Annotated in this window: 12 protein-coding genes; 8 read left to right on the forward strand and 4 right to left on the reverse strand. The window is 71.3% G+C overall.

The genetic code is table 11. The features are described from left to right. Positions 1–160 precede the first annotated feature (160 nt). Positions 161–1,174 carry a phosphotransferase gene (locus tag ABNF97_RS30340; protein WP_349340619.1) on the forward strand — a complete coding sequence of 338 codons (1,014 nt, stop codon included), beginning with the start codon at positions 161–163 and terminating at the stop codon, positions 1,172–1,174. 135 nt (positions 1,175–1,309) lie between these two features. Continuing rightward, entirely contained in the window at positions 1,310–1,774 is a 465-nt protein-coding gene (locus ABNF97_RS30345) for an ankyrin repeat domain-containing protein (protein ID WP_349340620.1), read from the forward strand. Here the strand turns inward: ABNF97_RS30345 and ABNF97_RS30350 are convergent. After that, a complete protein-coding gene (locus ABNF97_RS30350; RefSeq protein WP_349340621.1) occupies positions 1,734–2,408 on the reverse strand; it encodes a cellulose-binding protein in 675 nt (224 codons plus the stop codon). The genes ABNF97_RS30345 and ABNF97_RS30350 overlap by 41 nt on opposite strands. A 2-nt stretch (positions 2,409–2,410) precedes the next feature. Continuing rightward, complete coding sequence (locus ABNF97_RS30355; protein ID WP_349340622.1) at positions 2,411–3,055, reverse strand: hypothetical protein; 645 nt, start codon at positions 3,053–3,055, stop codon at positions 2,411–2,413. Between the two features lie 55 nt (positions 3,056–3,110). Between ABNF97_RS30355 and ABNF97_RS30360 the strand changes: the two genes are divergently transcribed. The 5 genes from ABNF97_RS30360 (at position 3,111) to ABNF97_RS30380 (ending at position 10,604) form a co-directional block, all read left to right on the forward strand. Continuing rightward, positions 3,111–3,323, forward strand: coding sequence for a hypothetical protein (locus tag ABNF97_RS30360; protein WP_130460487.1), 213 nt, complete (start codon positions 3,111–3,113; stop codon positions 3,321–3,323). Between the two features lie 56 nt (positions 3,324–3,379). Beyond that, on the forward strand, positions 3,380–4,993 hold the full coding sequence (locus ABNF97_RS30365; protein WP_130460488.1) for a PfkB family carbohydrate kinase: 1,614 nt from the start codon (positions 3,380–3,382) through the stop codon (positions 4,991–4,993). A 43-nt stretch (positions 4,994–5,036) separates the two neighbouring features. Beyond that, on the forward strand, positions 5,037–6,578 hold the full coding sequence (locus ABNF97_RS30370) for a PfkB family carbohydrate kinase (RefSeq protein WP_349340623.1): 1,542 nt from the start codon (positions 5,037–5,039) through the stop codon (positions 6,576–6,578). Between the two features lie 200 nt (positions 6,579–6,778). Further along, entirely contained in the window at positions 6,779–9,625 is a 2,847-nt protein-coding gene (locus ABNF97_RS30375) for an aconitate hydratase (RefSeq protein WP_502930569.1), read from the forward strand. A 196-nt stretch (positions 9,626–9,821) separates the two neighbouring features. Then, a complete protein-coding gene (locus tag ABNF97_RS30380; RefSeq protein ID WP_349340624.1) occupies positions 9,822–10,604 on the forward strand; it encodes a TIGR03089 family protein in 783 nt (260 codons plus the stop codon). Between the two features lie 15 nt (positions 10,605–10,619). Here ABNF97_RS30380 and ABNF97_RS30385 read toward each other — a convergent pair whose 3' ends face one another. Then, complete coding sequence (locus ABNF97_RS30385; RefSeq protein WP_349340625.1) at positions 10,620–11,576, reverse strand: nucleoside-diphosphate kinase; 957 nt, start codon at positions 11,574–11,576, stop codon at positions 10,620–10,622. A gap of 6 nt (positions 11,577–11,582) precedes the next feature. After that, entirely contained in the window at positions 11,583–12,227 is a 645-nt protein-coding gene (locus tag ABNF97_RS30390) for a hypothetical protein (protein WP_349340626.1), read from the reverse strand. A 271-nt stretch (positions 12,228–12,498) separates the two neighbouring features. On the opposite strand from ABNF97_RS30390, the gene ABNF97_RS30395 reads away from it, so the two are divergent. Further along, positions 12,499–12,744, forward strand: a complete 246-nt coding sequence (locus ABNF97_RS30395) for a DUF2630 family protein (protein WP_130460493.1) — start codon at positions 12,499–12,501, stop codon at positions 12,742–12,744. Positions 12,745–12,748 lie beyond the last annotated feature (4 nt).

Consider the following 12,748-nt stretch of genomic DNA (forward strand, 5'->3'; position numbering starts at 1 on the left):
ACGGGGGGGGTCGGCTCGATTGCGGCGCGCCGACCCGCCGCCCAGGAGTGCGCCCGTGGGCCACCCGTTGCCGGCCGACCGGGACGTCGCCCGCACTCGACGCGGGGGGCCGGGACGAAACCCGGTTGCCGGTGATCCCGTGGGGTTCCAGGCTGGGCGGATGCTGACTCCGCCCGACGACCTTCCCGAGGACGTGCTCCGATCCGTGCTGGTTCGGGAGTGGGGGCTGGGGATCGGCTCGCTGGAGTACCGCCCGGTGGGGCGGGGCAGCCACCACTGGGAGGTCAGCCTCCCCGAGGGCGGCCGGCGGTTCGTCTCCGTCGACGACCTCGGCACCAGGCGGCTCAGCCTGGACGATCCGCTCGACGCGGCGTACGCCCGGCTGCGGGCCGCGCTCGGCACCGCCGGGCGACTGCGGGAGCAGGGCTGCGGGTTCGTGGTGGCGCCGATCCCGACCCGCGACGGTGAGCCGGTGGTCCGGACGGGGGACCGGTTCGCCGTCGCGATCTACCCGTACGTCGCCGGGGAGAGCTTCCGGTGGGGCGAGTGGGCCTCCCCCGCGCACCGTCGGGGCGTACTCGATCGGGTGATCGCGGTGCACGCGGCGCCGGTGGCGGCCCGCGACCGTGCCTCGGTCGACGACTTCACCGTCCCGCACCGGGACGAGTTGGAGCTCGGCCTGGCTGGCACCGGAAAGGTCCCCGACACCGGCCCGTACGCCCGCCTCGCCGCCCGGCTGCTCGTCGAGTACGCGGCACCGGTACGCCGGCTGCTCGCCCGGCACGGCGAACTCGTGCGGGCGGCCCGGGCCCGGCCGGCCCGGATGGTGCTCACCCACGGTGAGCCGCATCCCGGCAACACCATGCGGATCCGCGAGGGCGGCTGGCTGCTGATCGACTGGGACACCGTCCGGATCGCCCCGCCCGAGCGCGACCTCTGGCTGATGGAGCCCGGTGACGGGTCGGTGCTCGCCGCCTATGCCGAGGCCACCGGCGTGACGCCGCTGCCGGAGATGCTGGAGCTGTATCGCAGCTGGTGGCACCTTGCCGACGTGGCCGAGGAGACGAGCCGGTTCCGGGCCCCGCACACCGGGACCGAGGACGACGACGAGTCGTTCGCGATCCTCCGCTCCGTGCTGGAGCACATCGGCACCCTGCCGGCCACCCGGGTCTGAACCGCGAAGACGGCCCGACCGGAGCCTGCCGCCGCGCTACTGCGCCACTGCTCCCCCACGCCACGCTGGTCCCGGGCCGACCGTGGCGCCGAATATCCGGCGGCACCCGGCGGCTGTTGTTCCTAGGCTGGGCCGGTGCGGACACGACGGCGGACGAGGCTCGGGGCTCGGCGGCGCAAGAAGCTCGGCAAGCGGCTCGCCGACGCGGTGCTCGGGGAGGACGTGCCCCTGGTGGTCGCGCTGCTGGCCGCCGGTGCCGACCCGGACGCGGCGACCCCGGCCGGCAGCACTCCGCTGTACCGGGCGTCCGTGCAGGGCCTGACCCCCATCGTCCGGCTGCTGCTGGCCGCCGGGGCGGCGCCGGACACCGAGAGCGGGCAGGGCGACGAGGGCCTCCCGTTGACCGGTGCGGCGGCCTGGGGTCACACCGAGGTGGTGCGTGTCCTGCTGGCGTACGGCGCCGATCCGGGCCGTCGGGAGGATTCCGGTACCGGTGCCACCGCCCTGGACTGGGCGGTCCGCGGTGGTCACCGGGAGACCGCCGAAGTCCTCCGGGCGGCTACCGGAGCTGGCAGGCCCGACCGTTCACCGTGCAGCTGATCGGCCGCTCGTCGTCACCCCAGCGTTCGAACTGGAACCGCAGCGGATCGGAGCGCCCGGCGGCCAGCGGTGCCCCGCTCCGGAAGATCCATCGCCCGTCGGCACGGTCCACCGACGGCCGGGGTGCACCCTCGACCCAGAACCACCGCAGGTCGTTCACCTGGTTGTCGAACCGCAGCTCCACGGTCCAGGACTGCGCCGAGCCGGACTCGTTGCGGACCAGCACCTCGGCGATGAACGAGCCGCGGTGCTCGGCGAGTACCCGATAGCGGCCGGTCAGCGGCTCGGGCGACTTCGGTGCGGCGCCGGTCGGCCGGGGAGGCGGTGGGGTGGTACGCGTCGGCACCGCCCGGGACGTCCCCGGCTTGCCGCCGCCGTTCGGCCGCGCCGGGGTCGGCGTCGGGGTGCGGGAACCGGCCGACGGACCGCCCGCCGGGTCGGTAGCGGAGGCCTCCGGTGCCGGGGTCGAGCCCGGCGCGAACGGCCAGGCCGGCTCGGGTGCGCCGGCGGTGCGCCGGTCGCCGGTGAGGTATCCGGTGGCGAAGACGAAGAGCACGGTCATGACCAGGACGCCGGCCAGCACGACGATCCACGGCGCCGCCGCGAGGAACCGCGGCCGGGTCGGTTCGGGCACGTTCAGCAAGTCGGGACCCGCACCGCGATCTCGTCGCCGAGCCGTCGGCCGGCGGAGAGTTCGAGATCGTCGCCGCTCCAGAACCGTCCGGGGTCGTACCAGCTCGGTCGGCGGCCGGCCGGGAGCAGCCCCATCGCCTGGTAGGTCGCCGCGACCACCTCGGCGCAGTACGCCGTCTCCAGCGTGCTGTCACTCGGTCGGCGACGCACGGCGGGCGCCCGACCGCGCAACCACCGCCAGGCGAGCTGGGCGGTGGACGGGAAAGGCGTTCCGTCCAGGCAGGCGATGGTACGCAGCACCCCGTTCTCCATCTCGTCGTCGGCCGCCGGTTCGAGTTGCCGCAGCCAGCCGCGCTGACCGTACCGGATTCCCCAGACCCGGACGGCGTCGCGCAGGTCGTGCAACTGCACGCCCCGGTGGTGGTTGCCCGACCACATGTCCGGCAGCGACCGGCCGAGTTCGGCGTGCCACATTAACGGCGGCAGGTCCTCGATGACCACGGACATTCCGACATGGTTCACCGGACTGTTCGTGGTGAACTGGATCGCCCGATCCGGCACGCTCCGCCCCCGGAAGACCCAGACGTCGCCGGTACGGGTCAGCTCGACCGCCTCGTCGAGGCTGAGTTCGCTGCGCTCCTCGGCCATCGCTCCCACCTCGGTCCGCCCGTCCGCCCCGGGCAATGCCGACTACCCTAGGCGGATGCGTTGGTGGAAGGTAATCGGCGTGGCGAGTGTCGTCGGGGTGGCCGCCACCGGGGTGGTGCTGGCTCGGGCCGAGCGGCGCCGCCGGGCGTACACGCCGGAACAGATCCGCGACCGGCTGCGGGAGCGGCACGTGGCGGCGCTCGATGGTGCAACTTCCACCGGCAGTGGCCCGACCGCCGACCCGAACAAATCCCAAACCGCACAGTAGGTACGCCCACCGCCAGGCTGGTTGCGGGGAGCAAAGCGAATCAACATTATCGATAGATGGCGGGACCGCGCCCCGGGGCGGAACAGGCGGGCGGGCACCCGCCCGCGTCGGACCCACCCGAAATCGTCGGCTTCGGCGCGCTGAACGTCGACTACATCGCAAGCGCGTCGCGGCTCTCCCAACGGATGGCGGAACGGATCACCGAATCCGTCGCCCGGTTCGAGTGGAACCGCGAGGGGCCGGTCGACGAGGAGGTCATCAACGAGGCGATCGCGCACCTCGGGGTCGCGTCCCTCGGGTATTCGCTGGGTGGATCGGCCTGGCTCACCATCTTCGCCCTGGCCCAGATGGGGGTCAGCCTCCGGCTCGGCTACGTGGGCGTGGTAGGCCGGGTGGAGGCCCCCGGACTCTCGTTCATCAGGCAGATGGACGAGTTGAAGATCGACCGCCGCTGGGTCAGCCAACGGCCGGACCGGCTCAGCGGGCTCTGCCTGTCCTATATCGACGACACCGACCGGGTCATGCTCACCCATCCCGGCGCCAACTTCGAGATGTGCGAATTCATCCGGGAAAATCTCGACGCCTTGGCCGGCTATTTGGCCAGCGCCCGATACGTGCACGTCACGTCATTTCTGGACGAGAAGACCCCGGCGCGGGTCCTCGAGGTGCTGACCCAGGCCAAACGAATGAATCCGAAACTCTGCCTGAGCTTCGATCCCGGATTCGACTGGGCCGAACATCCCAGCTCGGCGGTCGAGGGAGTGCTGCGCCTCACCAACCTCCTCTTCGTGAATTACCGGGAGTTCAAGGCACTGGGCCGCTACGTCCACGGCGAGCCGGACGACCTGATCGCCGGGAAGGCGCTGGCCCGCTGTGGCCCGGGCTGCACCGCCTTCGTCACCAAGCGCTATGACGTGATCGAGGTGTTCCGTGCGGTGCCCGCCGGCGTGCTCGCCTCCCGGTTCCAGTTGCAGCGGCCGGTGCGGGAGACCGAGCTCGAGGACGCCACCGGGGCCGGCGACGTCTTCGCGGCGGGTGTGCTCTCCGCCCTGGCGTCCCGCCGGTTACAGATCGAGCTCGGTGCGTTCGTCGGGCTGAGTCTCGCCCGACACAAGGAACGCCACCGGGGAACGATCAGCGACCACCTCGGGCTGCCCGACCTCAGCAAGGGCTTCCTGCAGAAGACCGAGCGGCTCGGCGGGGGCGGACCGGGGCCGCCGGGCGTCTTCATCGCGCACGACGAACATCCGCAGTGGAGAGTGGTACGACGTTTCATCGAACAGAACTGTGGCCTGCCCACGTACGAGTTGAGCTCCTCCGACCTCGACGAACACAACCTGGCCGACCTCATGCGGCAGACCCTGGCCCGGTGCAGCTTCGCGGTATGTCTGCTCAGTGCCAAGGAGGGCGGTTCCGGCGGCCGGAGCCGGGCGGACCAGAACATCGTTCACCAGGCCGGCATCTTCCAGGGTCGCTACGGGTTCGGGCGAGTCGCGATACTGGCCGAAGAGGGCTGCGATACGTTTTCGAACATCGCGGGCCTGATCCGGATGGACTTCCCTCCCGGCCGGATCACCAGCACGTTCCTGGAACTGGAACGCATGTTGCGGCGCGAGGGCCTGATGCGGCGATGGGATGGCAGACGTGACAGATTCTCCAATTCGGATTGACGATCGTGCCAGCCTGGACGGTTTTGCCCTTGATGTGGTCGGGGTGGGTGCCCTGAATCTCGACTACCTCGTCACCGCTTCGGCCTCCGGCTCGTCCCGGCCGCTGACGGAACGGCTCTCCCGGCTGGTCGAACGGAACGGCCCACCGATGGAACCGGGTACCGAGCGAGCGGTCGACGCCGAGACGATCCACGCCGCCATCGAGGCCGCCGGCTTCGCCCGGCCGGAGACCCTGCTCGGGGGTACCTCGTTCAGTCTCGGCGGATCGGCCTTCAACGCGATCTTCGCGATCGCGCAGACCCAGGTCAATCTCCGACTCGGCTACGTCGGGGTGGCCGGCAGGGTACCGGTGATCGGGCTCTCCACGATGGCGCAGTTCGAGGCGCTCGGCATCGACCACCGGTTCGTCTTCCAGGACAGCGAGCACCTCTGCGGGATCTGCCTGTCGCTGGCCGAGGAGGGCGACCGGACCCTGCTCACCCACTCCGGCGCGAACGAGTACCTCGCGGACCATCTGGACCGGGAGTTCGACCGGGTGGTCGCGTACCTGGCCGGGGCCCGGGTGGTGCACCTCACCTCGTTCCTGGACGACCGGACCCCGGCCCGGCTGCTCCGGGTGCTACGCGCGGTCAAAAAGGCCGGTTCCGGCACCGCGATCTGCTTCGACCCGGGGCACGTCTGGAGCGCGGCGGCGAGCGCGGAGACCGAGGCGCTGCTGGGGCTGAGCGACTATCTGCTGGTCAACTACCGCGAGTTCCGGGAGCTCGGCCGGCACGTCGAGGGCGAGTCCGACGAGACGGTCGCCGCCCGGTTGGTCGCCCGGACCGCCGGTGGGCAGGGCGTGGTGGTGGTCAAGCTGCCCACCGGCATCTGGTCGTACCAGCGGGAGGACGGCAAGCTGGTCAGCGACTTCTACGCCCAGACGCAGGTCGCGCCGGTGGACATCAAGGACGCGACGGGTGCCGGCGACGTCTTCGCGGCGGGGCTGCTCACCGTGCTGACCAGCGACAGGTTGCAGGTCGAGCTCGGTTCGCTGCTCGGCATGCGGCTGGCCCGGCACAAGCTGCGGCACGTGGGCAGCGCCGGTCACGCGCAGTTCGCCGAGGTGACCAAGGAGTTCATCCGCTCGCTGGCCAGCGAGCGGCGCACCGCGGGGCTGCCCAACGGCGTCTTCATCGCGCACGGCGCGCATCCGGAGTGGCTCGCGGTGCAGCGCTTCATCGAGGAGCGGTTCGAGCTGCCGGTGTACTCCTTCGAGAGCGGGTCGTGGGGCGGGCGCCAGGTGACCGAGGCGCTCGCCGACTACCTCGAACGGTGCGGGTTCGCGATCTGTGTCCTGACCGCCGAGGATTTCACCGGGGACGGCCGACGGTTGGCCCGACAGAACGTGGTGCACGAGGTGGGGCTCTTCCAGGGGCGGCACGGCTTCGACCGGGTGATGGTGCTGGCCGAGGAGGGTTGCGACTTCGTGCCCCAGGCCGCGCAGCCGTACACGATCTCTTTTCCGCGCAACGGCATCAGCCGGACGTTCTACCAGCTCGACGAGATGATCCGAGCCCAGGGTTTCGGCGCGGTCGGGCCCTGACCAGGGAGTCCGGCGTCCCGCCATCCGGACGGGCTTGCGTAAATAACAAGACGGACGTACGGTTTTGTTAGGTGAAAAGAACCTTGGTAAGGGTTACCTGAGCCCGATCGGCAGGTATTGGGTAGGAAAGACTGCTGGGTACTGCGTCCGGTCGCCCGCCGGCCGGGAGGCCGACCGACCCGCCCCCGGACGCCGACCGCATGGGCCGGGACGAAGACAGCGTGAAGGAGTACGACGTGGCGAGCCTCGACACCTTCGGTGCGAAGAGCCAGCTACGCGTCGCAGACGCGAGCTACGAGATTTTCAGGATCAACACGGTACCCGGGCACGAGCGACTGCCGTACAGCCTGCGGATCCTGCTGGAGAACCTGCTCCGCACCGAGGACGGCGCGAACATCACCGCCGAACACATCCGGCAGCTCGGCGACTGGGATCCCGGCGCCGATCCGAGCGTGGAGATCCAGTTCACCCCGGCCCGGGTGCTGATGCAGGACTTCACCGGCGTGCCCTGCGTGGTCGACCTGGCCACCATGCGGGAGGCGATCCGCGAGCTGGGCGGCGACCCGACCAAGGTCAACCCGCTGGCCCCGGCCGAGCTGGTGATCGACCACTCGGTGATCGCCGACCTCTTCGGCCGGCCGGACGCCTTCGCCCGCAACGTCGACCTGGAGTACGGCCGCAACCGGGAGCGCTACCAGTTCCTCCGCTGGGGCCAGACCGCGTTCAACGAGTTCAGGGTCGTCCCGCCCGGCACCGGCATCGTGCACCAGGTCAACATCGAGTACCTGGCTCGGACGATCATGGAGCGCAACGGCCAGGCGTACCCGGACACCGTGGTCGGCACCGACTCGCACACCACCATGGTCAACGGGCTCGGCGTACTCGGCTGGGGCGTCGGCGGCATCGAGGCCGAGGCCGCGATGCTCGGCCAGCCGGTCAGCATGCTCATCCCCCGGGTCGTCGGCTTCAAGCTGCACGGCGAGATGCCGGCCGGCACCACCGCCACCGACCTGGTGCTGACCATCACCGAGATGCTGCGCCAGCACGGCGTGGTCGGCAAGTTCGTCGAGTTCTACGGTCCGGGCGTCAGCGCCGTGCCGCTGGCCAACCGGGCCACCATCGGCAACATGTCCCCGGAGTACGGCTCCACGGTCGCGATCTTCCCGATCGACGAGGAGACCGTCCACTACCTGCGGCTCACCGGCCGCTCCGAGCAGCAGGTCAGACTCGTCGAGGCGTACGCCAAGGAACAGGGCCTGTGGCACGACCCGGCCGCCGAACCCGACTACAGCGAGCGACTCGAACTCGACCTCGCCACCATCGAGCCGTCACTGGCCGGCCCGAAGCGCCCGCAGGACCGGGTGCCGCTGGGCAACGCCAAGACGCTGTTCCGGTCGGCGCTGGTCGACTACGTCGGCGACGGCGGTAACGGCCAGCGCGGCCCGGCCGACGAGGCGAGCGAGGAGTCCTTCCCGGCCAGCGACCCGCCGGCCAACGACGTCAACGACCCCGCCGACGCACCCCGCGACCTGGTCTCCGCCGCCACCGGGGCGAATGGCCGGGCCAGCAACCCGGTCCAGATCACCGGCGACGACGGTGTCGAATACGAGCTGGACCACGGCGCGGTGGTGATCGCCGCGATCACCTCCTGCACCAACACCTCCAACCCGCAGGTGATGATCGGCGCCGCGCTGCTGGCCCGGAACGCCGTCGACCGGGGGCTGTCCCGCAAGCCGTGGGTGAAGACCACCCTGGCCCCGGGCTCCAAGGTGGTGATGGACTACTACGAGCGGGCCGGCCTCACGCCCTACCTGGAGAAGCTCGGCTTCCACCTGGTGGGCTACGGCTGCACCACCTGCATCGGCAACTCCGGCCCGCTGCCCGACGAGGTCTCCGCGGCGGTGAACGAGCACGACCTGTCGGTCGTCTCGGTGCTGAGCGGCAACCGGAACTTCGAGGGCCGGATCAACCCGGACGTCAAGATGAACTACCTGGCGTCCCCGCCGCTGGTGGTGGCGTACGCGCTCGCCGGCACGATGGACATCGACCTGGCCAACGAGCCGATCGACACCGGCGCCGACGGAACACCGGTCTACCTGCGGGACATCTGGCCGAGCGCCGCCGAGATCGACGAGGTCATCGCGAGCGCGCTGCGCAGCGAGATGTTCACCAAGGACTACGCCGACGTCTTCGCCGGAGACGAGCAGTGGCGCTCGCTCCCCACCCCGGAGGGCGACACCTTCGCCTGGGACGAAGAGTCGACGTACGTGCGCAAGCCCCCGTACTTCGAGGGGATGGACCGGGAACCGGCGCCGGTGCAGGACATCTCCGGCGCCCGGGTGCTGGCCAAGCTCGGCGACTCGGTCACCACCGACCACATCTCGCCGGCCGGCTCGATCAAGCCCGACTCCCCCGCCGGCAGATACCTGGCGGAGCACGGCGTGGCCCGGCACGAGTTCAACTCGTACGGGTCGCGGCGCGGCAACCACGAGGTGATGATCCGGGGCACCTTCGCCAACATCCGGCTGCGCAATCAACTGCGTCTGCCGGGCGAGGGCGGGGCTGCGCTCCCCGAAGGCGGCTTCACCGTCAACCACCTGACCGGCGAGCAGACCTCGATCTACGACGCCTCGATGGCGTACCAGGAGGCGGGCATCCCGCTGGTGATCCTGGCCGGCACCGAGTACGGCTCCGGCTCGTCCCGGGACTGGGCGGCCAAGGGCACCATGTTGCTCGGGGTACGGGCGGTACTCGCCGAGTCGTTCGAGCGGATCCACCGGTCGAACCTGATCGGGATGGGCGTGCTGCCGTTGCAGTACCCGGCCGGCACCGACGCGGAGTCGCTGGGGCTGACCGGCACCGAGACGTTCTCGATCAGCGGGGTGACCGGGCTGAACGAGGGCCAGATCCCGCGCACCGTCCGGGTGACCACCGACACCGGGGTCGAGTTCGACGCGGTGCTCCGGATCGACACCCCCGGCGAGGCCGACTACTACCGGCACGGTGGCATCCTGCAGTACGTGCTGCGCAAGATGCTGGCCGCCTGACAACAGGCGCAGCACGCCACGGCACACCGCTGCGCTCAGCTCCGCGAGGCCGGGCCGGTCACCGGCGAGGGGTGGCCGGCCCGGCTCCGGTGACGGTCGGGCGGGCGGTCCCGTCGGTCGGTCACCGGTATCGTCGGTGCGGCGCGGGACGGCTCCGGTCCGTGCCGCCACCGGACACCCGACTGGAGGTCCCGCCATGCCGAAGATGTCGACCCGGCCGAGCAGTGTGCCGGCTCCGCTCGCCGCCGCACTGGCGGCGGATCCGGCCCGGCCGCTGCTCACCTACTACGACGACGCGACCGGGGAACGCGCCGAACTCTCCGCCGAGGAGCTGACCGAGTGGGTGGCCCGGACGGCGAACCTGCTGGTCCACGGGTGCGGGCTGGGCATCGGAGCCCGGGCCGCGGTGCTGCTTCCGCCGCACTGGCAGACCGCCGCCGTACTGCTCGGCACCTGGTCGGCCGGGGTGGCGGTGAGCTTCCACGGCGCCGCCACCGCCGGGCTGCCCCGGCTCGGCCCGGGCGTCGAGGAGCCGTTCGACGTCACGTACGCCGCGCTGGGCCGGATCGACGACTGGCTCGACCACGTGCCCGAGGCGGAGCACCGGTTCGTGCTCGGGTTCGCGCCCGACGCCGCCCCGCTGACCGAGCCGCCGACCGGCTACCGGGACTACCTCGCCGAGGTGCGCCGGCACGACGCCGACCCGCGGCCGTACGTGCCGCTCCGGGCCGACGACGCGGCCAGCGTCGACGGGACCAGCTACGCCGAGTGGGGCCGGCTGGCCTGGGCGCTGGCGACGGAGACCTTCGACCTGCGCCCCGGTGACCGGGTACTGGTCGACGCGGCCGCGCACGAGCACCCGGCGAAGTGGCTGCTGGCACCGCTGGCCGCCGGTGCCACGGTGGTGCTCTGCGCCAATCTCGACCCCGGCACGATCGAGCGGCGCAGCCGGGCGGAACGGGTCACCCGGGTGCTGTGAGCGCCCGCCTCCGGTTCAGCCGGTGGTGGAGGTGTCCGGCAGCAGGCTGGTCGCACCGGGCACGTAGGGGTCGAGCAGATGGGTGGCGAGCACGATCCGCTGCCACCGGCTGACCGGTACGCCGCTCGCCTCGGCCAGCCGCACCACCGCCCGCCAGTCCCGGGAGCAGCGGGCCCGGACCCGGCCGAGCAGCGACAGTAGCTCCGCGGCCGCCGTACCCGGGCCGGCCCGCCGGCGTGCCTCGGCGCCGTCGGCCAGCTCGGCAAGGGTCCGGTCCAGTTCGAGGTGCACCTCCGGGGTGGCCGCCTCCAGCCGGTCGGCCAGGGCGAACGCCTCCGACCGACCGTCCGGGGCCCGGCCCGCCGACCCGCCCAGGGTGTGCCGGTAGAGGCCGGCCCGAACGTCGTGGTTGCAGAGCACGGCCAGTTCCCGGAGCAGGTCGGCCGGCTCGTCGGCTGCGTGCACCAGGTTGAGCTGGTAGTTGACGCTGCCGACGTCGTAGCGGAGCTGACCGGGGCGGCAGCGGACCGGGTCGGCCGGCCCCTTGGCGGTGCTCAGCACCAGCGAGGCCGGCTCGGAACGGCCGGGCAGCGCCAGCAGCAGGAGCAGGCACTCGCACGCCGTGACGTAGAGGTCGGCGGCGTCTCGCCGGTCCCGACTGGCGGCGTTCAGACCGTACTGCCACAGCGCCCGTACGCCGTGCCGGTCGATGGTCACCGTCGCCGCCCAGACGATGCGGAAGCCGTACGCCAGCACCCAGTGCAGCACCGGGCCGAGCCGGCGGCTGACCACGGCGTCCGGCTTCAGCAGCAGCAGTGCGTGGTCGTGACAGAACTCCTCGATCCGGCCACCGCCGACGGCGAGCAGATCTTCGAAGCTCTCCCGGAAGTACGTGTCGACCGCGTAGAGGGATCGCTTCCGGGGAAGCGTCGACAGGAAGGCGGGGATCTCCTGGGCGCCGGGGGTGGCCATCGCCGGTCACTCACGCAGTTCCGCGGCTCGCCTGCCGACCTCTCCCGGGCTGAGCAACTCACCGTCGAGGACCACGCCGACGAAGCCGTCCAGCGGGATGTGCTCGAAGACCGGCGCGCCGAGGCGGGCGAAGACCGGCGCGGGAACCAGCTTCAGCGCGGTGGTGACGATCAGGGTGGGAAACTGCGCCGCCAGTTCCCGGGTGCCCCGGATGTTGAGCACGGTGTCCGGCCCGATCGCGTCGGCGCCGGCCAGCGCGACCGCCGGCTCGCCGGTACGCAGCGACTCCGGCAGCTGGGCCAGGATCTCCTTCACGATCGAACTGCTCGGCGCGTAGGTGACCGGCACCCCCTGCTCGCCGACCCAGGCGACCGCCGCCTTGACGGTGTTCTCCACCGCGTGGTCCAGTTCGGCCCGGATCCGGCGGAGCTCCTCGGCCGGCTCTGCCGACCGTACGGCGTTGGCGATGTGCCACATCGGTGCGTAGCCGGGCAGCCGGGTGGTCAGGAACGCCGTCGCCTCGGCCGCCGCGACGGGATCGTCGACCAGGTCGAGCAGACCCTGGATCACCAGCCGGGCAACTCCGGTGGCCCCGGCCGTGGTGACCGTGACGGCCTCGCGAAGCGGTGTCGGCAACGTAGCTTGGTCCATGATGCGGGCTCTTTCCGTTCCGGGTCTGGTCCCCTGAGGACAGGACTACCTTTCCGGCATCGAGGATCCCCGATCTGCGGGCATCCCGGCGCCGGGTCTGGTAGTTCATATCAAACGGACACCCCGGCCGGAGCCGAATGACCAAATAGCAGCGGCCGTCACCGGTCGACGACGCACGGTGCTCCCTGCCGCACCGTGCGGACACCGCAGCCCTCCGCTCACCCACCCGGATGCCGGGCGGCACCTTCGACGCTGTGTCAGGATCCTGGTCATGGACGACAGGACGATTCTGAGCCGGATCACCGAGCTGGTCGACGAGGAGCGCCGGCTCCGCGACCACGCCCAGCAGGTGGAGAACTCGACCGATGAGGACCGGGACCGGCTCCGGGAGTTGGAGGAGTCGCTCGACCAGTGCTGGGACCTGCTACGTCGGCGCCGGGCCGCCCGGCAGGCCGGCAGCGACCCGGACACCGCCGGAACCCGCAGCGTGAACGAGGTCGAGAAGTACCTGCAGTGAGGCT

This window comes from Plantactinospora sp. B6F1, assembly GCF_040120695.1.
Classification (GTDB): domain Bacteria; phylum Actinomycetota; class Actinomycetes; order Mycobacteriales; family Micromonosporaceae; genus Plantactinospora.

Coding starts and splice junctions, on each gene's coding strand:
- ABNF97_RS30390 (WP_349340626.1), bottom strand. CDS start 12,227: ATGGACCAAGCTACGTTGCCGACACCGCTTCGCGAGGCCGTCACGGTC.
- ABNF97_RS30340 (WP_349340619.1), top strand. CDS start 161: ATGCTGACTCCGCCCGACGACCTTCCCGAGGACGTGCTCCGATCCGTG.
- ABNF97_RS30355 (WP_349340622.1), bottom strand. CDS start 3,055: ATGGCCGAGGAGCGCAGCGAACTCAGCCTCGACGAGGCGGTCGAGCTG.
- ABNF97_RS30380 (WP_349340624.1), top strand. CDS start 9,822: ATGCCGAAGATGTCGACCCGGCCGAGCAGTGTGCCGGCTCCGCTCGCC.
- ABNF97_RS30365 (WP_130460488.1), top strand. CDS start 3,380: ATGGCGGGACCGCGCCCCGGGGCGGAACAGGCGGGCGGGCACCCGCCC.
- ABNF97_RS30395 (WP_130460493.1), top strand. CDS start 12,499: ATGGACGACAGGACGATTCTGAGCCGGATCACCGAGCTGGTCGACGAG.
- ABNF97_RS30375 (WP_502930569.1), top strand. CDS start 6,779: ATGGGCCGGGACGAAGACAGCGTGAAGGAGTACGACGTGGCGAGCCTC.
- ABNF97_RS30385 (WP_349340625.1), bottom strand. CDS start 11,576: ATGGCCACCCCCGGCGCCCAGGAGATCCCCGCCTTCCTGTCGACGCTT.
- ABNF97_RS30360 (WP_130460487.1), top strand. CDS start 3,111: ATGCGTTGGTGGAAGGTAATCGGCGTGGCGAGTGTCGTCGGGGTGGCC.